The sequence below is a fragment of the Pseudoduganella sp. GW821-FHT12E03 genome, from assembly GCF_058807115.1.
This window is the reverse complement of sequence record NZ_JBXAQJ010000007.1, coordinates 253,879-273,382: the sequence shown is the minus strand read 5'-3', so window position 1 is coordinate 273,382 and position 19,504 is coordinate 253,879. Positions and strand designations below refer to the sequence as shown.

The 19,504-nt window shown below is 61.5% G+C and carries 18 protein-coding genes; 11 read left to right on the top strand and 7 right to left on the bottom strand.

Features of this window, described 5'->3' with window-relative positions; translation table 11 throughout:
• Positions 1–102 precede the first annotated feature (102 nt).
• From AC1RRC_RS19310 to AC1RRC_RS19265, 10 genes are all read left to right on the top strand, one after another.
• On the top strand, positions 103–294 hold the full coding sequence (locus tag AC1RRC_RS19310) for a hypothetical protein (protein ID WP_493057146.1): 192 nt from the start codon (positions 103–105) through the stop codon (positions 292–294).
• A gap of 91 nt (positions 295–385) precedes the next feature.
• Complete coding sequence (locus tag AC1RRC_RS19305) at positions 386–664, top strand: DUF3649 domain-containing protein (protein WP_493057145.1); 279 nt, start codon at positions 386–388, stop codon at positions 662–664.
• Positions 661–2,223 carry a PepSY-associated TM helix domain-containing protein gene (locus AC1RRC_RS19300; RefSeq protein WP_493057144.1) on the top strand — a complete coding sequence of 521 codons (1,563 nt, stop codon included), beginning with the start codon at positions 661–663 and terminating at the stop codon, positions 2,221–2,223. Before AC1RRC_RS19305 ends, AC1RRC_RS19300 begins: the two co-directional genes overlap by 4 nt.
• Positions 2,220–2,561, top strand: coding sequence for a DUF3325 domain-containing protein (locus AC1RRC_RS19295; RefSeq protein ID WP_493057143.1), 342 nt, complete (start codon positions 2,220–2,222; stop codon positions 2,559–2,561). Before AC1RRC_RS19300 ends, AC1RRC_RS19295 begins: the two co-directional genes overlap by 4 nt.
• An 85-nt stretch (positions 2,562–2,646) precedes the next feature.
• Positions 2,647–3,051, top strand: a complete 405-nt coding sequence (locus AC1RRC_RS19290) for a GFA family protein (protein WP_493057142.1) — start codon at positions 2,647–2,649, stop codon at positions 3,049–3,051.
• Between the two features lie 78 nt (positions 3,052–3,129).
• Positions 3,130–4,980 carry a M2 family metallopeptidase gene (locus AC1RRC_RS19285; protein ID WP_493057141.1) on the top strand — a complete coding sequence of 617 codons (1,851 nt, stop codon included), beginning with the start codon at positions 3,130–3,132 and terminating at the stop codon, positions 4,978–4,980.
• Positions 4,981–5,135: 155 nt separating this feature from the next.
• Positions 5,136–5,978, top strand: a complete 843-nt coding sequence (locus tag AC1RRC_RS19280) for a hypothetical protein (RefSeq protein WP_493057140.1) — start codon at positions 5,136–5,138, stop codon at positions 5,976–5,978.
• A 125-nt stretch (positions 5,979–6,103) separates the two neighbouring features.
• Positions 6,104–6,538: a hypothetical protein gene (locus tag AC1RRC_RS19275; protein ID WP_493057139.1), complete on the top strand. Its 435-nt coding sequence runs from the start codon at positions 6,104–6,106 to the stop codon at positions 6,536–6,538.
• Positions 6,539–6,734: 196 nt separating this feature from the next.
• A complete protein-coding gene (locus AC1RRC_RS19270; RefSeq protein ID WP_493057138.1) occupies positions 6,735–7,418 on the top strand; it encodes a PEP-CTERM sorting domain-containing protein in 684 nt (227 codons plus the stop codon).
• A 45-nt stretch (positions 7,419–7,463) separates the two neighbouring features.
• Positions 7,464–7,853 carry a hypothetical protein gene (locus AC1RRC_RS19265; RefSeq protein WP_493057137.1) on the top strand — a complete coding sequence of 130 codons (390 nt, stop codon included), beginning with the start codon at positions 7,464–7,466 and terminating at the stop codon, positions 7,851–7,853.
• Between the two features lie 73 nt (positions 7,854–7,926).
• Here AC1RRC_RS19265 and AC1RRC_RS19260 read toward each other — a convergent pair whose 3' ends face one another.
• From AC1RRC_RS19260 to AC1RRC_RS19250, 3 genes are all read right to left on the bottom strand, one after another.
• Positions 7,927–10,653, bottom strand: a complete 2,727-nt coding sequence (locus tag AC1RRC_RS19260) for a TonB-dependent receptor (protein WP_493057136.1) — start codon at positions 10,651–10,653, stop codon at positions 7,927–7,929.
• 290 nt (positions 10,654–10,943) lie between these two features.
• Entirely contained in the window at positions 10,944–11,915 is a 972-nt protein-coding gene (locus AC1RRC_RS19255; protein WP_493057135.1) for an alpha/beta hydrolase, read from the bottom strand.
• A gap of 121 nt (positions 11,916–12,036) precedes the next feature.
• Entirely contained in the window at positions 12,037–13,149 is a 1,113-nt protein-coding gene (locus tag AC1RRC_RS19250; protein ID WP_493057134.1) for an RNA-guided endonuclease InsQ/TnpB family protein, read from the bottom strand.
• Positions 13,150–13,271: 122 nt separating this feature from the next.
• Between AC1RRC_RS19250 and AC1RRC_RS19245 the strand changes: the two genes are divergently transcribed.
• On the top strand, positions 13,272–15,884 hold the full coding sequence (locus AC1RRC_RS19245) for an alpha-amylase family glycosyl hydrolase (protein WP_493057133.1): 2,613 nt from the start codon (positions 13,272–13,274) through the stop codon (positions 15,882–15,884).
• Positions 15,885–15,897: 13 nt separating this feature from the next.
• On the opposite strand, the gene AC1RRC_RS19240 is transcribed toward AC1RRC_RS19245, so the two are convergent.
• From AC1RRC_RS19240 to AC1RRC_RS19225, 4 genes are all read right to left on the bottom strand, one after another.
• On the bottom strand, positions 15,898–17,499 hold the full coding sequence (locus AC1RRC_RS19240; protein WP_493057132.1) for a methyl-accepting chemotaxis protein: 1,602 nt from the start codon (positions 17,497–17,499) through the stop codon (positions 15,898–15,900).
• 185 nt (positions 17,500–17,684) lie between these two features.
• Positions 17,685–18,194, bottom strand: coding sequence for a GNAT family N-acetyltransferase (locus AC1RRC_RS19235; RefSeq protein ID WP_493057131.1), 510 nt, complete (start codon positions 18,192–18,194; stop codon positions 17,685–17,687).
• A gap of 32 nt (positions 18,195–18,226) precedes the next feature.
• Positions 18,227–18,985 (bottom strand): LytR/AlgR family response regulator transcription factor, encoded by a 759-nt coding sequence (locus tag AC1RRC_RS19230; RefSeq protein ID WP_493057130.1) that lies wholly within the window; start codon positions 18,983–18,985, stop codon positions 18,227–18,229.
• Positions 18,982–19,494, bottom strand: coding sequence for a sensor histidine kinase (locus AC1RRC_RS19225; protein ID WP_493057129.1), 513 nt, complete (start codon positions 19,492–19,494; stop codon positions 18,982–18,984). Before AC1RRC_RS19225 ends, AC1RRC_RS19230 begins: the two co-directional genes overlap by 4 nt.
• Positions 19,495–19,504: the final 10 nt, after the last annotated feature.

Here is a 19,504-nt window from a genome sequence, read left to right as displayed (position 1 = left end):
AGGACAGGAAGGTTCCTACACCACACCAGTCCCCATTCCGACATGGCATACTACCGGCTCGCGTTAAGCTTTCCGTACCTTGATCTACACGAGGGAAATGCCATGGTTGACTCGAAGAAACCTCAGCCTGCCCACAGCAGCGGAGACGCCAACCGCCGCCACCGCACATCGGAAAAAGCCGATGAGAAAGCCAACGGCGGCGCCATCGGCGAGACCGACCGTCACCAGCGCTTGCCGCGCGATGACGACGATGCTGCTTACGGTACCGGCAAGCAGCGCCGCCTCGACCACTAAGCGAGGTTGTTTTGCAACATCACACGGGCAGCCAGCGCTGCCCGTTGCTGTTCTGACTACCCCTCGCTAGAATCCGCGGCATGACTAGCTAATGAATACTATGCCGCGTTCCCCTCTCTTCACTGCCGCGTCGCGCACCTGCGCGGCGATTGCCGGCGGTTATGCCTTTGCCGCTGCGGCGGCCGCCTTGCTGGCGGTATGCCTGCCCTTGCCGCGCACCGACGCCGTCGTGACGGCCACCCTGCTGTCCTTTGCGCTGTATGCCGCCGCCGCGCTGCGCGCCTTTGCCACGCCCAGCGCGTGGCGCGCGTGGGCGGAATTGCTGCTGCCCGCCGTGGCGATGGCGCTGGCCGCCAGGGGGTTGGCATGAACGGTTCGTTCCGCCTTCGCATGGCATCGCTGCATACCTGGGCCGGTTTGCTGGTGTGCTGGCTGCTGCTGTTGATGTTCACGTCCGGCACCGCCAGCTATTTCCGCGATGAGGTCAACCTGTGGATGAAACCGGAACTGCACGGCGCCGCCATGCGGCCGGCGTCCGCCACGCAAGCCGGCGAAGCCGCCGTGCGGGTGCTGCAGCAGCGCGCCGCGCAGGCCAAACACTGGTTCGTCACCCTGCCCACCGAGCGCACGCCCTATCTCCGCGCCACCTGGAGCGGGCCGGATGGCAAACTCAATACCGCGCTGATCGATCCCGCCACGGCTGCGGAATTGCCAGCCGCGCGCGATACCCACGCCGGCGCCTTCCTCAGCCCCCTGCACTTCGACCTGTATTACGTGCCGCCGCAAACGGGCCGCTGGATCGCCGGCCTGTGCGCGATGGCGCTGCTGGTGTCGCTGGTGTCCGGCGTCATCATCCACCGCCGCATCTTCCGCGACTTCTTCACGTTCCGCCCCGGCAAAGGCGCGCGTTCATGGCAAGATGCGCACAACGCCGTCGGTGTGTTTGCCCTGCCCTTCCACCTGATGATCACGTACACGGGGCTGGTGACCTTGATGTTCATGTACATGCCGTCCGCCGGACAGGCCGTCTACAAGGACGATAAAGGCGCGCTGCTGTCCGATATCTACCCCAGCGTCGGCAAGCCGGCCAAGGCGGCCGGCGTCCAGGCGCCGCTGGCGCCGATCGGCCCGATCCTGGAACAGGCGCAACGCCACTGGCACGGCCGCGCGGCCGGCACCATTGGCATCGCCAATCCGAACGACGTCAACGCCCGCATTTCCGTCACGCGCGCGGCGGGGGGTGACCTGTCGAACAAGCAGCCGGCCATGCAATTCGACGGCGCCAGCGGAGCACTGTTGGCAAGCAGCGGCGACAACACAAGCGGCGCGCTGGCCACGCACGGCGTGCTGTATGGCTTGCACATTGCACGCTTTGCGGAACCGCTGCTGCGCTGGCTGTTCTTTATTTCCGGCCTGGCGGGAACCGCGATGGTGGCGACCGGCGCGCTGCTGTGGGCCGCCAAGCGCCAGCGCCAAAGCGGCTTTGGCGCGCGCCTGGTGCATGGGCTGAACATCGGCTGCATCGCGGGTTTGCCGATTGCTTACGGCGCGTACTTCTGGGCCAATCGCCTGTTGCCGCTGGACCTGGCGCAGCGCGCCGACCGTGAAGTGGCCGTGTTCTTTGCCGCCTGGGGCGCCGCCCTGCTGCTGGCGCAATGGCGCCCGGGCCGCGCGATGTGGCGCTGGCAACTGGCGGGCGGCGCGCTACTGCTGGGCGGCTTGCCGCTCCTGAATGCCGTCACGACTTCCACCCATGCACTGTCCGTGCTGTTCATGCATAACGCCCCACTGTCCGTGGCGGCGTTCGATATGACGGTACTGGCGCTTGGCGCATTGCTGGCAGTGGCCGCAGTGCGGCTGGGACGCAAGCCAAAACGCAAACCGGAAACGCTGGCGCCACTGTCGGCCATGCGGGAGGCTGCGAAATGAATGCATTGGCCATATTTGCCCTTGCCTACACGGGACTGAGCGCCATGAGCCAGTCGATGGCGCGCCACCATGCGGCGCTGGTGGCGTACAAAGTGCCGCGCTCGCCGCGATTACGCATTGCACTGCGGCTTGGCGCCGTGGCGTGCTGGCTGGTGGCGCTGGCTGCCGCCATGCGCCATGCCGGCGTGGCGCAGGGTGTACTGCTGTGGATCGGCGCGCTGGCGGTGACGGCGCCGGCCGTGATGCTGCAGTTGACCTATGCGCCACGCACCTTGCGTCCCTGCACCGGGGCTGCCAGTGCGGCGGGGCTGCTGTTTGCGCTTCTGGGCGCAATCTGACGGGGTATCCGCTGGCGCCGCACCCGTGCGCCAACCGCAATGGATTTGGCTACACTGGCGCTCTCACCCACCCGAGGAGACCAATGTGCTGAAAACCTACCATGGCAGTTGCCACTGCGGCGCGGTGCGCTTTGAGGCGGATATCGACCTGGCTGCCGGCACCGGCAAATGCAATTGCTCGATCTGCCAAAAAACCCGCAACTGGAGCGTCACCATCAAGCCAGATGCTTTCCGCTTGCTGAGCGATGAAAACACGCTGTCGGACTACCAGTTCGCCACGAAAAGCGGCCACCACCTGTTTTGCCGCACCTGCGGCGTGCGTTCATTCGGGCGCGGCTACGTGGAACAGATCGGCGGCGACTACGTCGCGATACAAGTCTCTTGCCTGGATGACGCGACACCCGACGAACTGGCCAATGCGCCCGTCAAATACTCGGACGGGCGGCACAATAATTGGTGGAACGCGCCGGAAGAAACACGGCATTTGTAACACTGAACTATTTTCAAGAGGGAATTCTGCAGGGGCCGGTGTATATTACGCGCTTCATAAAACCATAAGGAGACCGCGGTGACCAAACCCCTGTACCAGAAAGCTCTCCCGATCGCCGTGATGGTGGCCATGGGCGCTTTCCAAGTTGCCCATGCCGCCGAAGCGGCGAACGCGACGAAACCGGCCGCTACAAGCAAGGCCGGCAAGCCGACCGTGGCGGAAGCGGAACGCTTCCTCAACGAGACGGAAGCGAAGATGGAAAAACTGAACCTCGACGGCGCCCGCGCGCAGTGGGTGGCGCAGAACTTCATTACCGACGACACGGAAGCGCTGGCCACGTACTTCGGCGAGAAGCAGCTGTCGCTGTCCGGCGAAGCCGCCCTGGCGGCGCGCCGCTACAACGGCCTGAAGCTGAAAGACGATTACGCGCGCAAGCTGAAGTTCCTGCAGCTGACCCTGATGCTGCCGGACCCGAAAGAGCGTGAAGCCTACGCCGCCAAGCAGGCGTCGCTGAACGCGGCCTATGGCAAAGGCAAATACTGCCCGCCAGGCCAGGAATGCATGCCGCTGGGCGAACTGGAAAAAACCCTGGCCACAAGCCGCGATCCGGCCAAGCTGAAGGAAATCTGGACCGGCTGGCATGCGCAATCGCCGGCCTACAAACAGATGTACGTCGATTACGTGGCGCTGTCCAACAAGGGCGCGCGTGAAATGGGCTTTGCCGACACCGGCGCGCTGTGGCGCTCCCAGTACGACATGGCGCCGGACGCCTTTGCCGCCGAGATGGAACGCATCTGGCAACAGGTCAAGCCGCTGTACGACTCGCTGCACACCTATACCCGCCACAAGCTGCGCCAGGCTTACGGCCCGGACGTGGTGCCGGCCACCGGCCCGATCCCGGCCCATCTGTTCGGCAACATGTGGAGCCAGAGCTGGGAAAACATTTACCCGCTGCTGAAGCCTGCCGCCAATGCCGGCAACTATGACTTGACCAAGGTGCTGGAAGAGCGCAAGACCGACGCCAAGCAGATGACGCAGTATGCGGAAAAGTTCTACACGTCGCTGGGCATGCGCAAGCTGCCGGACTCGTTCTATGAGCGTTCGCTGCTGACCAAGCCGCGCGACCGTGAAGTGGTGTGCCACGCCTCGGCCTGGACCATGGACGGCAAGGACGACGTGCGCATCAAGATGTGCATCCGCCCGACCGACGAGGAATTCAAGGTCATCCACCACGAGCTGGGCCACATCTATTACGACCTGGCCTACAACAAGCAATCGTTCCTGTTCCAGGGCGGCGCCAATGACGGCTTCCATGAAGCCATCGGCGACACCGTGGCGCTGTCGATCACGCCGGATTACCTGAAGAAAATCGGCCTGATGGAGCAAAACCAGCAAGCCGGCGACGACGTGTCCGAACTGATGCAGCGCGCGCTGGCAAAAGTCGCGTTCCTGCCGTTCGCCTACATGGTCGACAAGTGGCGCTGGGACGTCTATGCCGGCAAGGTGCAGCCGGCCGACTACGACAAGACCTGGTGGCAGTTGCGCGAACAGTACATGGGCATGTCCCGTCCGGGCGGCATCACCGCCAATGGCTTTGACGCCGGCGCCAAGTATCACGTGGCGGCGGACGTGCCGTACGCGCGCTACTTCCTGGCCCACATGCTGCAGTTCCAGTTCCACCGCGCCCTGTGCAAGGAAGCGGGTTATACCGGCCCGCTGCACCGCTGCTCGATCTATGGCAACGAAAAGGCCGGCGCCAAGTTCCAGAAGATGCTGGAAATGGGCGCCAGCAAGCCATGGCCGGAAGCCCTGAAAGCCATCTCCGGTGAAGACCGTATCGATGGCCAGGCACTGGTGGATTATTTCGCACCGCTGAAGAAGTGGCTCGATGAGCAGAACCGCCAGCTGGCGGCGGCTGACAAGAAGTAATCGTGTGATTCAAGCGGGCCGCAAGGCCCGCTTTTCATTTATAGGGAGTAGAAGCTGTCGGCTGCCCTTCAGCGCACATTGGCGCTATAGATGCGCTGTGATATTGTCCGTCGAAGAAGAAACAATACGTCACAAAGTCACAAGACAACAAAATTATGAAGCTATTTAGCAGTTTAGGCGTCGCGGTATGCGGCTTAGCTACGTCAGTACTGGTTGCAGTCGCCAACACCGCCCTGGCCCATTACTCCGGTTTCAACTTGTTTACGTTGTCAATCTGGGTCATCGTTCCGTTAGGCGCCATGATTACGGGCGCAGCGGCCGCAGGTGGATACTACGTGGGCGCTGTCTATTTCCAATCGCCACCTGGCAAAGCCTTGATACTGCAAATGGTCGTCATTGCCGGGTTTACGCAATTGCTGATTTATTGGCTGGGCTACATGACGGCAGTACTGGGAGACGGCACCAGACTGTCCGACTTTGCGCCATTCAGTCAGTACCTGGACATCATACTGACCAAGGGGCACTATCGTGCCACCAAGGCTATGTTCGACATGGGGGAAGTTGGCAAATTCGGCTATTTCCTGGCGTTGCTGCAGTTTGCCGGTTTCATGCTTGGGGGTGGATTCGTCGCCATCGTTTTGAAAGCCAAACCTGCATGCGCAGAATGCAAGCTTTACCTGCGGCGCTTCGCAAAAAAGGAAAAACGCTTTTACAACGCGCAGGCGGCCGGCCTCTATTACAACGACTTATTTAAGTTGCCGATTGATGGTCCCGAATTCGCCAAGCTCATCCGAAGTAAGGCCGAGATCAATTCGGTTTCCAGCGGTGCGATGAAGGTGACGACTTGTCTGCTGGGCTGCCCCAAGTGCAGTCGGCAACAGATCAACGAAGATGTGAAGCGTGCCATCAGCAAGCTGGAGTGGGAGAACCAGCCTGACCTGGCGCGCAGCGTCGCGGTTCCCGCCGGTATCGACCTGAGGCCAGTATTTCGCAGTTAAGAAATTGGCGGCGGCTGATAAGACTTGATGAATTAATGTAAGCGGGCCGCAAGGCCCGTTTACATTAGAGTTCGATCCCGACTGATTTCTCACCAACCAATCGCTTTGAAAAGGAATAATCGCTCATGCCGATCACCAGCACTTGCTACTATAAAGATGTAAAAACAGGGGAGTGGAAAGAAGGCGGGGATGGCGAAGCCGCACTGGGTGACTCAACCCATGCGGAAATCACCGCCTACAATAAGACCAGGCTCAAATCCGGCGACGCGAAAGAATTCCGTTTCGAACAAAACGCATTCCCTTGTGCTGAATGTACGACGAAATTCGCACGGGACGGCGTGATGGGAGGCCGGGAATTTGAGTTTATTTGCACCAATACCGGTTCCTACGCGGTGGAATGCGGCTACCTTCCGCCTAGCCACGCTGGCAAATTCAGCGCTACGACCGCCGGCACCTTAACCATTTCGCGGGGCGACGCCATAGGCCTGAACGGAAGAGTCACGAATTTTTTCACGGCGGCTCCGAAGGAAGAAAAAAAGACGGGAAAGAAGAAGCGCTAACCGGGCAATGCGACTTTCACCACCGCTAACATCTTGCTGGTCACTTGCTTGTTGTTACTCATGCTTTCTTCCCAGGCAAAGCCATGGGAGTGTGTCTTTTTTGAAATGACGAAAAAGACACACTCCATTAAATTACCATCCATCCTGTCAATTTGCTTGCGATAAAATTTCGACAATATTAGTCGGAGATTACGCCATGCAAATTGCCACCCTGCTGAAAACCTCCCTGCCAGCGGCACTGCTGTGCCTTGCCGCCCACGCATCGGCGGCCACCGTCGCCACGTTCGACAACCTGCCGCTGCAACCGGCGATCGACCTCGGCACCGGCATCCAGTACACCAATCCTGGCAACAACCTCGACTACGCGGGTGTCACGTGGGATGCGCGCTTTTCCGTGTTTGGCGACCAGTACCGCGTCGGCGGCCCGTCCGGCCCCACGTTCGGCATCGCGCATTCCGGCCATTATTTCGTCACCAACCAGGATGGCGGCTCCGGCCTCACCATCACCACCAATCAAGTACTGACCGGCGCCTGGTTCGGGCGCAACCAGTACTATGGCTTCAGCGAAGGCGGCGCCGACCAGGTCACCATTGTCGCGCTGGGCGGCGCCGTGGAACTGGCCTCGGTCGTGTTCAATTTGCCGGAAAGCCATCCGGGCCTGGCGGAACCGCTGTCCTTTGTCGACACCAGCAGCTTTGCTTCACTGTCCGGCATCACCGGCTACCGCATCGACCGGCACGAACTGGGCACCTTGAGCGGCCACTGGGTGGCCGACGATTTCCAGTTCACGGCGGTATCGAATGTGCCGGAACCATCGACGTGGGCGATGCTGGCGGCGGGGCTGGGATTGCTGGGGTGGCGCCAGCGCCGCCGGGGATAAGCAGCAGCTTGGGCGCGGCGGCGCTGCACTGCTACACTCGCGCCCATGAATACTCCACGCTACAAACTCGCCGCCGCCGCCGCGTTCGCCGCGCTCAGCACAGTGGCCTGCAACGAGTGGCGCACGCCAGCCACCGATCCCAATCCCAACCCGGTTAACGCCAACCGCCTGCGCGCTCAGGAAGTGTTGCGCAGCGTGTGCCCTGTCTCGCGCGATGCGGAACAGGTGCGCAAGATCGGCGCGAACATGGCCGCGCATGAAACGGCGCGCACACTGATCTGGTCCGGCCCGCAACTGCTGTATGCCAGCGATCCCGCCTTCACGGCGCCCGCGCCCCTGCTGACGGGCGCACAACGCGCGGAGCCGGGCTGGGTCGGCTGGGCCGAAGTGGATTTGCCGTGCGGCTTGTCGGTGCAGCGATTCCAGAAAAAGTAAAAAAACCCGCCACTTGCGTGGCGGGTTTTTCGCACATTATCCGTTGGGAGTAACGGAGGGGGAGAAACTCAGCTTAGAACTTGTAGTTCGCGCCCACCAGGATGGTGCGGCCGTACTTCTGGTATTCCAGCTGCTGGCTGCGGGAACCGGCATAGGTTTCGTAGGCGGCGTTGCGCAGGTTGTTCACCTGTGCGACCAGGCCCAGGCCTTTCAGTGCGCCTTGCGTGAAGTTGTAGCCGACCTGGAAGTCGATCACGTTTTCACCGACCACGTAACGCAGGGTACGGTCGTTGGAGAAGTTGCCGATCTCACCCACGAAGTCCGAACGCTTGCGCTGGTTCACACGGGCTTCGAAGCCAGCCTTCTCATAGTAGAAGGTCAGGTTGGTCACGTGCTTCGACAGGCCTGGCAGCGGGATGTTGGTGCCGATATTGCTCGAAGGATCTTCGATCGCAATCGTGCTGTCGCTGTAGGTGTGCGATGCCTGTACGCCGAAACCGTCCAGGGTCTTGGTGACCATGCCCAGTGGCAGCGATGCCGACAGTTCCAGGCCTTTCAAGGTGCCGCCATTGCCGTTATACGGTGCGCTGTAGTTGCCGATCGCCTGCTTCGCCTTGGTGCCAGGGATGAACTTCGAGAAGTCGTAATCCTTGGTCTGGGTGAAGATGTAGGTGTTCAGCTTCTTGTAGAACGCCGCCACTGCAACGTAGGCCTTCTTGTCGAAGTACTTCTCATACGACAAGTCGAAGGCATTGGCGCGCCATGGGTCCAGCTTGGCGTTACCGCCGCTGCCGCCTGGTTTGAAGTCGGTGTCGGACACGCCAAAGTCCAGGGCCGAGCGCAGCTGGTCCACGCGTGGGCGGGCGATCTGCTTGGCGGCGCCAACGCGAACCGTCTGGCCATCGTCAAAGCCAAACACCAGGTTCACGTTCGGCAGGTAGTCGGTGTACTTCTTGCCATCATGCACAGGCTTGACTTGCTGGCCGGCCGGGGCGGTGCCGTCCCAGTAGTTGGCATCCGACGACTGGTCGGTGTGCTGCGCCTGGACACCGAAGTTACCGCGCAGGGTGGCCCAGCCCAGTTCCGTATCGATGTTGCCCTTGATGTAGGTGGTCGTGATTTTCTCGTTCACGTCCCAACCCTTGGCGATCAGGTAGTTCAGGTTGTCGACCGGGTTGAAGGTCATGTACTTGGCCACGACGCCAGGCACGTTCCAGGTCGGGATCATGCCGGCGCCGGCAAAGCCCAGGTCGGTCAAGCCATATTGCAGGTCATCCGAGATGGTCGATGGCGCGCCCTTCAGGTTGATGTTGCCTTCAGGCTGGCGTTTTTTCTTCGAGCGGTCGCTGTAGTTGATACCGAAGTCGACACCGGAAACGAATTTCTCGATCGCGTCAGGCACCGGCGCGTTGAACGCCAGCTTGTAGCTCTTCAGCTCGTCTTCCACCTTCGGGGTCTTGCCGTAGCCGGAACCGTAAATCGTGTTACGCACATACAGCTTGGACGCGTCGCTGTAATTGCGGCCCGGGGTCATTTGCGTAAAGCCGCCATTGCCGATGCCGAAACGCACCGCGTCCAGGTAGGGATTGCCGGCCGCATCGCTGATTTGCAGGTTGTTTTCCAGGCTCAGCTCGTTACGCTTGGCTTTCGAGAAGCTGATGTCGCCCACAACGGTCCAGCCGCCATTCTTGTACTGGTTGTTCCAGCCCAGCGCCTTGATGGTGTCCTTGCGGTCGTTGTACATACCGCGCACCAGCGGGTACACGTTGTTTGCCACGCCGCCGGTGAAGGCGCCGCCTGCAGTGGTGATGTTGGTGAATTGCAGGCCTGGCTCGTAGTTGCCGTTATAGCCGCCGACGTGGATTTCAATCTGGTTCTTGGTGTCGGTTTGGCGGAATTCGGACGCATACATGTCCACGATGGACGTGAATTGCTTGTTTGGACGGAACTGCAGCACGCCCATCACGCCATCACGCTTGTTGACGCCGCTGCGCGCCACGGCTTTCATGCCGTCCATCACGTAGGTGCCACCCGGCACACCTGGGCGGGAATCTTTTTTCCATGGCTCGTACAGACCGGTCTCCTGGTACAGCATCGGCGATTCCAGGTGCGCAAAGCCCAGCGCGACACCGATCGTGCGGTTGGCAAACTGGTCGATGTACGACGCGGAGAAGCGGTTGCCGGTGTCTTTCGCGTTAGCGATCTTGCCCAGCGAATTCTTTTCCATACGGGCATTCATTGCCACGGTACGGGAACCGAACGCCAGCGGACGCACGGTCTGCATGTCGATGGTGCCGGACAGGCCCTGGCCGATGATGGCGGCGTCCGGGGTTTTGTAGATGGTCACGCCCGACAGCAGTTCCGATGGATACTGGTCGAATTCCACGCTGCGGTTGTCGCCGGTCGATACTTGTTCACGGCCATTCAACAGGGTGGTGGCGAAGTCCGGCGACAGGCCGCGCACGGAAATCACCTGGGCACGGCCGCCAACGCGCTGGGCAGCCAGGCCTGGCAGGCGGGCGATGGATTCCGCGATCGACACGTCCGGCAGCTTGCCGATGTCTTCCGCCGAAATGGCTTCCACGATGGAGGTCGAATCTTTCTTTACCGAGATCGCGTCTTCGATACCGCGGCGGATACCCGACACGGTCACTTGCTGGACTGCGTCGGCGGCTGGCGCGGCGCTGGTCTGCGCCTGGACGTTACCGGCCAGGGCGGAAACAAACACGGCGCACGCTGCGGCGACCGGGCTCAGTTGCAGGGCTGCGCGCTGGCTGCGCTCAGTTGCGAAATTCTTCATCAGGTGTCCCCTCTTCATCACAAGTAAAAATTCCCGCAACTGCAACCTGTCGACGCTTTATTTCGACTACACGGGATCCGGGAAAGCAAACGTTCTATCAGACGTCCTGAACAGAATTTTGTATTAAAACTAGATCCAGTGTCAATCAAAGTTGTTCAATACTACGGAACAACACTGTTTTAGATCCTTGATTTCTCAACGGAACAGCCGCTGACGTTGTATTTCGGGTACAGGCTTAGGGGAGGAGGATTGTAGTGGGACTACAGACTTTGCAAAAAAGTTACGAAATGCTAGCCGCCTGCATTTGGCAACAAAAACCGCAGCGGAATATCGACCCGGCTACGCCATGCGGCTTCGCTGTGGTCGGCGCCGGGGTAAGCCTTGGTCACCACATCGATGCCCTGGCGATAACCCTTGACCCGCAAGATGGCATCCATTTGCTGCTGGTACGGCGCATACAAGGCGTCGAGCGTGGCGTCGCCATGGTCAAAATACAACTTCAGTCCGCCGGCGCGCGGCAGGGCCTTGCCCAGCCAGTCAAACCAGGCCGAGGCGATGCGCACCGGGCGCATGTCGTCCTTGTCGAACAGCATGTTGAAATTCGTGGTGACCGGCCAGTGCGTAGACAGGCAGGCCGCGCCGCCGAACACTTCCGGGTGGCGCGCCACCGCATACAGGGAAATCAGGCCGCCCATCGACGAACCAGCGATCAACGTGCCGGCGCGCTCTTTCTGCGTGCGGAAGCGGCTGTCGATGGCCGGCTTTAACTCTTCCACCAGGAAGCGCAGGTACTGGTCCGATAACGGCGGCAGGCCGCCGGGCGTGGGCGGCTCTCCCAGCAGGGCCGCGCGCAAGTCCGGCGCCAGCCGCTCCACCGCCGCGGCCGGACCATATTCACGGGCCCGGTCGCGGTTGCTCCAGATACCGACAATGATGGCGGGCCGGGCGGCGCCGGACGCGATCAGCGACGCCAGCACCCTGTGCACTTCCCACGCCTGGCCACCCATCGCGGTGTTCGGGTCGAACAGATTTTGGCCATCATGCATATACAGCACGGGATAGCGCTGCGTGGCGCCGTCATAGCCGGGCGGCAGCCACACCACGACCTTGCGCGGGGCGACATGGCGGGACGGAAACGCATCGAGCGTGACGAAGGTTCCGTCTCCGCCTTGCGCCAGCACCGGCGCCGCCGCCGCCACCGCCACCAGCGCACTGCACGCCATTGCCGCCTTTAATACCACCCGCCTACCCCGAACCACCATGAATATCCTTCCAAACCGCAAAGCCACAGCATAGCGCGGCTCTTGCAACATCCCGACAATGTACCTAAACTAGATTGTTAAATCCGTTGCGTATGCACCAACTTCCTTTCATACTAAGGAGTTATAAACAATCGTGTAGCACAACTACCATAAGAAATGTTGGAGATCGCTTGACGTCCTCCCCTCCCGAAAGAGAGGGGATTCCTGCTACCAGCGTCGCACGTCCGCGACGGAGAATGTTTATTGCCGCATTGAGATCACGATCGTGTACCGCACCGCAATCACTACACTGCCATTCTCTTATTCCAAGGTCTGCGATACCTCTCGGCCGCGAGTCAGGCATCGCGCCGCAACTCGAGCAGATCTGGGTAGTGAATCGTTCATTCACTTCTTCAAATATGGCGCCATGCTTAACGGCCTTGTACGCCAGTTGAGTACGAAGTGTCGACCAGCACGCGTCCAGTACCGACTTCGCCATGCTGGTTTTGGCGAGCCCTGCCGCGTTCACGTTGCCGACCACGATATGGTCGAACTCGCGCACCAGGCGGGTGGACAGTTTGTGAAGAAAGTCATGCCGACGGTTGGCAACCTTGGCGTGGATGGCTTGCACGCGCCGTTTCTTATGCGCCCGCTGCGCAATGGCCAGCGTCGGCTCGGCTTCGCGGTAAAAGTTGGGGGCAGGAATCCGTTTACCACTCGACAGCGTAGCCAGATCGTGCAAGCCCAGGTCAATGCCAACCCGCTGTACGGGTACCTTGCCCGGAGGCGCCGCCAACTCAAGCACAATATTCAGGAACCAGTTGCCGCGACGGTCACGGGAAAAGTTGGTGCCATCGACAATTTTCCCTTCCGGCAGAGGACGCGAGTGAAACACGCGGAAAGTATTGCCCGCAAAGCGAAACGCATTACCCTCCCGCTTGAGCTCGCGTCCCTTCAAGGGCACCCAGCCCAGCGATTTGCGGCCACGGTAACGCAGGTAGGGCTTGTTGAATTGATTGCGCGACTTGGCGTATTGCTGGCAGACGTCGTTGATCGTGCTGGAATGCAGCCCAAGCTCCTTGCTGCAGCCAGTGGTCAGGTTAATCAAGTCAAATCCCGTGTGCCAACGGCGATTGAAACGCAACGCATCCTTCTGCCTGTCATTGCAGAAATTCCAGACGAGATTCACCTTCCGAGCCTGCTGATTCAGCAGGCCGGTCAGGGATTTCACGCGGTATCGGTAGACCAGGTTCATACCCCTTTGACTAAGCGGGTCGGAATTGGTTCCCCATTTAATCGAAAGTGTGTTCGGCGGCTGCGCCGCCGGCTCCTTTCCCTCCCCGCCCTAAAGGGCGGGGTTTCCCGGAGCAAAACCTGATGAAACGAACCGCGCTGGCAGTGTTAACCGCGGCCGCCTGCCTGGCGGCAAATGCCCAGGATTACCGCATCGAGCACATGGAACCAGCGTTCTGGTGGGCCGGCATGCAGCACAAGACGCTGCAGTTGATGGTGCACGGAAAAAACATCGCGGACCTGGCGCCCAGCCTGAATTACGCCGGCGTGCAGATCACCGCCGTGAAACGCGTCGCCAACCGTAATTACCTGTTTGTCGACCTCACCATCGATGCCTCGGCCCGGCCCGGCAAGTTTGATATCGCGTTTGCCGCACCCGGCAAAGGCTCGGTGATTGTCAACTACGAGTTGCAGGCGCGCGCCGCCGGTTCCGCCCAGCGCAAGGGGTTTTCCAGCGCCGATGCGATTTACCAGGTGATGCCGGACCGCTTCGCCAACGGCAATCCCGCCAACGACACGGTCAGCGGCCTGACGGACAAACTGGACCGCAAGAACGTGTCCGGCCGCCATGGCGGCGATTTGCAGGGCATGACCAATGCGCTCGGCTATATCGCCGACATGGGCTACACCATGGTGTGGCCGACGCCGCTGGTGGAAAACAATATGCCGGCGTATTCGTACCACGGCTATTCCGGCACCGACCTGTACAAGATTGATGCGCGCTATGGCAGCAACGACGATTTCCGCACCTTCTCGCTGAAGGCGCGCGAAAAAGGCATTGGCGTGATCCAGGACGTGGTGCTCAACCACATCGGCTTGCAGCACTGGTGGATGCGCGATTTGCCGATGCCGGACTGGATTTCGCACAACGGCAAATTTGCGCCGACCCAGCACCACCGCATGGCCGTGCAGGATCCCTATGCGTCGCAGGCGGACCGCAAGGATTTCACCACGGGCTGGTTCTCGCCCAACATGCCGGACATGAACCAGGCCAATCCATACATGGCGACGTACCTGATCCAGAACAGCATCTGGTGGATCGAGTATGCGGGGCTGGCCGGGTTGCGCGTGGACACCTACGGCTATTCGAACAAGGCCTTCCTGGCGGACTGGTCGCGCCGCATCCTGGCGGAATACCCGAACCTGAACCTGGTGGGCGAAGAATGGAGCCCGCATATCGCGGTGGTCGCGCACTGGCTGAAGAACAAGCAGAATTTCGATGGCTATGTGTCGCACATGCCGAGCATGATGGACTTCCCGCTCAACGACACGCTGCGTAAAGTGCTGGCCGGTGACGAAGGCTACAGCCTGAAATCCCTGTATGAAGCCGCGGCGCAGGATTACCAGTATCCGGACGCGGCCAACATGACCCTGTTCGAAGGGAACCATGACATGGCCCGCATCTTCAGCGTGGCCAACCACGACGACGCGCTGTTCCGCATCGCCATGGCCTATACACTGACAATGCCACGCATTCCGCAGCTGTACTACGGTACGGAAATCCAGATGACCAGCACCACCAAGGGCCGCGACGATCCATCGTACCGCCAGGATTTCCCCGGCGGCTGGGCTGGCGACAAGGTCAACGCCTTTACCGGACAGGGGCTGACGAAGCAGCAACTGGCGGCGCAGGCTTACCTGAAAAAGCTGCTGAACTGGCGCAAGGCGCAAAGTGTCATCCATCACGGCAAGCTGATGCACTTCGGCCCGGAAAACGATACCTATGTGTACTTCCGCTATGACGGCTCAGGTGTGGGCGCCAGGAAGGTGATGGTCGCCATCAATATGAACCAGAAAGCCATGCCGGTGAAAACCGCCCGCTTCGGCGAAATGCTGGCCGGCGTGGCCGAAGGCCGCGACGTCATCAGCGGCCAGCGTTACGGCTTGAAAGACGAAGTCACCCTGCCGGCCCGTTCGGCGCTGATCCTGGAACTGGAGCAGCCGCGCGGCGCCGTGCGCATCCTCGACGAGATCGACTCGCCGCAATTGGGTAACCGCCGCACATTGCGGGTGTACCTGCCGCCCAGCTATGCCACGCGCCCCGACTTGCGCTACCCGGTGCTGTACATGCACGACGGGCAAAACCTGTTCGATGCGAAGAGCGCCGCGTATGGGGTCGAATGGGGCATCGATGAAACCATGGACCGCCTGATCTCGGAAGGAAAAATGGCGGAAACCATCGTGGTCGGCATCGACAATACGCCGGACCGGATCGCCGAATACACGCCATGCTGCGACCCGCAGCATGGCGGCGGCAAGATCGACCTGTACGGGCGTTTTATCACGGACACCGTGAAGCCGTACATCGACCGCACCTTGCGCACCCGCACCGGGCCGCAGGATACCGCCATCATGGGCTCGTCACTGGGCGGCATCGCCTCGGTCCACCTTGCCGCGCAGCGGCCGGACGTGTTCAGCAAGGCCGGCGGTGTGTCGAGTTCCTTCTGGTGGGGTCAAGGCAGCCTGATAGCCAAGCCGCCGGCGCCGGGCGGCGTGCGGTTTTATATCGACGCGGGCACCGACAAGGATGGCGTGGAGGAGACGCGCCGCATGCGCGACGCGATGGTCGCCAGCGGTTTTACGCTGGGCGGCAACCTGTATTACCACGAAGCGCAGGGCGGCATCCACAACGAGAAGTCATGGGCGGAGCGGGTGCATTTGCCGCTGCAGTGGTTCTTTCCCGCTGTCGCGCCGTAATTTCGCGCCGTAGTTAGTTGAGCAGCGGGCGCCGGGTGGCGCCCTGCCCTTGCAGCTTGAAGATACTGACCGCGTCGGTCAGGCTGTGCGCCTGCTGTTGCAGCGCATCGGCCGCGGCGGACGCCTGCTCCACCAGCGCGGCGTTTTGCTGGGTCACACCCTCCATCTGGTTGATGGCTTCACCGACCTGCGCAATGCCATCCTGTTGTTCCGTGCTGGCGACCGCGATGTCATGAATGATGGCCACCACCCGCTCGACGCTGGCCACCACTTCCGTCATGGTCTCCCCCGCGCGCGATACCAGCTGACTGCCCTGGTCCACCCGCGCGACGGAATCGTCAATCAAACCCTTGATTTCCCGGGCCGCCGCGCCCGAGCGGTGCGCCAGGTTGCGCACTTCCGTCGCCACCACGGCAAAGCCCCTGCCCTGCTCGCCGGCGCGGGCCGCTTCCACCGCGGCATTGAGCGCCAGGATATTGGTCTGGAACGCGATACCGTCAATCACGCTGATGATGTCAACGATCTTGCGCGACGATTCATTGATCTGTCCCATCGTCCGCACCACTTCCGACACGGTCTCGCCGCCCTTTTGCGCCACGTGCGACGCATCTTCCGCCAGCCGCTGCGCCTGTTCCGCGTTTTCATGGTTTTGGCGCACGGTCGTGGTCAGCTGCACCATGGACGCCGCCGTCTCTTCCAACGAACTGGCTTGCTGCTCCGTGCGCGTCGACAAATCCAGGTTGCCCGATGCGATTTCCGTACTGGCGGTGGCAATGGTATCGGTCCCTTGCCGCACTTCCCCCACGATGCGCGACAGGTTGCCGGTCATCTGGTCCAAGGCCCGCAGCAATTCGCCGATTTCATCGCGGCGCGCCGAGGCCGTATCACACCGCAAATCCCCGGCCGCCACGGTCTGCGCAATCGTGATCGCCTGCGCCAGGGGCTGGGTAATGCTGCGTGTCAGCCACACCATCAACGCACTGCCGGCCGCCAGGGCGAGCGCCACCATCACGCCCGCCTGCAACAGGGTGCGTTGATAGGCCGCCTCATTGTCGGCCACCATGTCCTTGACTTCACTGGCGGAGTGCTTGCCGATATACGCCACGATGTCATCGATCTTGGCGGTCGGCGCCCGGTCCATGCCTTTGACCAGGCCATCGACCACCTTGTAGCTTTCCGGGTTGGCGGAATCGAATTGCTTCAGCGCTTTCAGGTAATTGGCGCCCAGCTCTTCGTGCATGCGCAAGGCCTCATCGACCAGCGGGGTCGACAGGTTCAGCTTGTCCAGTAAAGCCTTCAGCCGGCCCAAATCGCCGTTCACCTGTTTGCCGGTCTTCACGAACGCCTGGCTATATTTGTCGAGGTTGGCCGGATCATGGCCGCGCACCAGGATGTTTTTCCATTCCTGCACCTGGATCTTGAATTCCACTTGCGAGCTGCGCGCCACATCGACCGCCTGCGTCAGCAAGGCGGCACGCTGCATGCCTTCCGCATTGCGCGCCTTGATGGTGGCCAGCGTATACCAGCCAGTGGCGCCGACCGCCAGCAATGCAATAAGAAAGAAGCCGCCAAGCAGGCCGAGCCGCACGCCGATTTTCAGGTCTGCGAGTTTCATTGTGTTACCCCAAGAAAAGAATCGAATTACCGGATGGTCTGACGCCACGGGTTTTCGGGGGCGGACGCTTGCATAAAGAAACTATCACTATGCCAACACACATCTTGCGCCCCGCCCCGGCAAAAGCCAAGCGAGGGGCGCGATTGTGTCAGGAGTTTTGCGGGTACGCAACAATCCTTGATCACTTAAAAATCCAGGCGATACACATTGCTGTCGCCCTCGTAGCCCGGGAGTTGCTTGCGCTCCACAAATTGCAGGCCCAGCTCTTCCAGCAGCGCAATCGACACCTGGTTGTCCGGGTGGGTAATGGCCACCAGGCAAGGCAGCTTCAACGTCTCGCGCGCATAGGCCAACACGGCGCCGGCCGCTTCGCGCGCATAGCCATGGCCCCAGTAGCGGGGCGCCAGCGCGTAGCCGATATCCGTGCCTGGCAAGAAGTCGCGTTTCAGCAGGCCACACAAGCCCAGCGGCGCCCCATCGCTGCGCCGCTCCACCAGGTACAAGGAATAACCGAGCCGCAAGTGCATCGCCACCGGCCCTTCCAGCAAGGCCGTACGGGCCGCTTCCACAGTCCGGATGCCGCGGTCGCCGATATTGGCGATCCAGGACGGGTCATTGATCAGTTCCAGGTAAAACGGTGCATCGTCGGCATTCACGGTGCGCAGGTTCAAGCGTTCGGTGGACAGGATCAGCATGGTGTTCGTAAAGAAAATGAAGAGCAGCCATGTTACCGCGAGAAACGATCCGCCACACCGGCTTGCCGATGTTGCAGTGCGCTCATCAGCGCCGGCATGTAGGTGCGGCTGACGCGCATCGCCGAACCGTCTCGCAAGCGCAACAAGGCGTCGCGGTTGGTCAGCGCGCGCAGTTCGCTGACGCGGTCCAGGCGCACAATGGCGCCCCGGTGGATGCGCTGGAAGTGCGCGGGATCGAGGCGCGACGCCAGCGCATGCAAGCGCTCCCGCAACAGGTAGGCCTTGCCCGCCACATGCAGGGTCGCATAGTCGCCATCGGCTTCGATCCAGTCGATGTCCGCGCTGTCCACGATGACCGTGCGGGCGCCCACCTTGACGGTGAAGGCGCGCGGCGGCTCCGCCGGCTGCGCATCGCCTTGCCGGCGCTGGTAAGCATAGTTGCGCTGCGCGCGTTCCAGCGCTTCGTCAAAGCGATCATCGTCGACCGGCTTCAGCAGGTAATCCAGCGCCGCCAGCGCGAAGGCCTGGACCGCGAAATTGTCGTAGGCGGTCAGCAAGATGGCCATCGGCCGCATTGCCGGCGGCAGCCCGGCCAGCACGTCGAGGCCGCTCTTGCCCGGCATGTCCACGTCCAGGAAGACCAGGTCCGGACGCGACACCGGCAATCCTGCCGCCGCTTCATCGCCGTAGCCATATTCCGCCACGATGGCAAATGCCGGCCGCGCTTCCAGGCGCACCCGGACGGCCAGCCGGGCCAGCGGTTCGTCATCGATGAGCGCGACCCGGGTCATGCGTTAGCCTGGCCCACAGGGCTCGACGGGCTCACCGGCGCCACTGCGCGCAGTGGCAACGCCAGTTGCACATGGAAGCGGCCGTCGTCGCGCCAGCCGGCGTCGATCCGATGCATCGTGCCATACATGCCGCGCAGGCGCTCCGCCACGTTCGGCAAACCGATCCCGCCGCTGGCGGGCGCCGCCGGCGCCGCGCCATCATTGCGCACGTCCACCAGCAATTGCCCGCCATCGCGCGTCACACCGATATCGAGCTGTCCGCCGCCCTGGCACGGCACAATGCCATGCCGGATAGCATTCTCGGCCAGCGGCTGCAACAGCAGGTAGGGCACGGCCGCATCGAGCACGTCGGGACCGATGCGGGTCGACACGCGCAAACGCGGGCCCAGCCGTACTTTTTCAATGTCCAGGTAGGCTTCCAGCAACGCCAATTCTTCGACCAGCGCATGTTCGTGGCGGCCGTCATGCGCCAGCGTGGCGCGCAGGAAATCGGACACGCGGCCCAGCATGCGGTTTGCA

Coding starts and splice junctions, on each gene's coding strand:
- AC1RRC_RS19310 (WP_493057146.1), top strand. CDS start 103: ATGGTTGACTCGAAGAAACCTCAGCCTGCCCACAGCAGCGGAGACGCC.
- AC1RRC_RS19305 (WP_493057145.1), top strand. CDS start 386: ATGAATACTATGCCGCGTTCCCCTCTCTTCACTGCCGCGTCGCGCACC.
- AC1RRC_RS19300 (WP_493057144.1), top strand. CDS start 661: ATGAACGGTTCGTTCCGCCTTCGCATGGCATCGCTGCATACCTGGGCC.
- AC1RRC_RS19295 (WP_493057143.1), top strand. CDS start 2,220: ATGAATGCATTGGCCATATTTGCCCTTGCCTACACGGGACTGAGCGCC.
- AC1RRC_RS19280 (WP_493057140.1), top strand. CDS start 5,136: ATGAAGCTATTTAGCAGTTTAGGCGTCGCGGTATGCGGCTTAGCTACG.
- AC1RRC_RS19275 (WP_493057139.1), top strand. CDS start 6,104: ATGCCGATCACCAGCACTTGCTACTATAAAGATGTAAAAACAGGGGAG.
- AC1RRC_RS19270 (WP_493057138.1), top strand. CDS start 6,735: ATGCAAATTGCCACCCTGCTGAAAACCTCCCTGCCAGCGGCACTGCTG.
- AC1RRC_RS19265 (WP_493057137.1), top strand. CDS start 7,464: ATGAATACTCCACGCTACAAACTCGCCGCCGCCGCCGCGTTCGCCGCG.
- AC1RRC_RS19260 (WP_493057136.1), bottom strand. CDS start 10,653: ATGAAGAATTTCGCAACTGAGCGCAGCCAGCGCGCAGCCCTGCAACTG.
- AC1RRC_RS19255 (WP_493057135.1), bottom strand. CDS start 11,915: ATGGTGGTTCGGGGTAGGCGGGTGGTATTAAAGGCGGCAATGGCGTGC.
- AC1RRC_RS19250 (WP_493057134.1), bottom strand. CDS start 13,149: ATGAACCTGGTCTACCGATACCGCGTGAAATCCCTGACCGGCCTGCTG.
- AC1RRC_RS19245 (WP_493057133.1), top strand. CDS start 13,272: ATGAAACGAACCGCGCTGGCAGTGTTAACCGCGGCCGCCTGCCTGGCG.
- AC1RRC_RS19240 (WP_493057132.1), bottom strand. CDS start 17,499: ATGAAACTCGCAGACCTGAAAATCGGCGTGCGGCTCGGCCTGCTTGGC.
- AC1RRC_RS19235 (WP_493057131.1), bottom strand. CDS start 18,194: ATGCTGATCCTGTCCACCGAACGCTTGAACCTGCGCACCGTGAATGCC.
- AC1RRC_RS19230 (WP_493057130.1), bottom strand. CDS start 18,985: ATGACCCGGGTCGCGCTCATCGATGACGAACCGCTGGCCCGGCTGGCC.
- AC1RRC_RS19225 (WP_493057129.1), bottom strand. CDS start 19,494: ATGCTGGGCCGCGTGTCCGATTTCCTGCGCGCCACGCTGGCGCATGAC.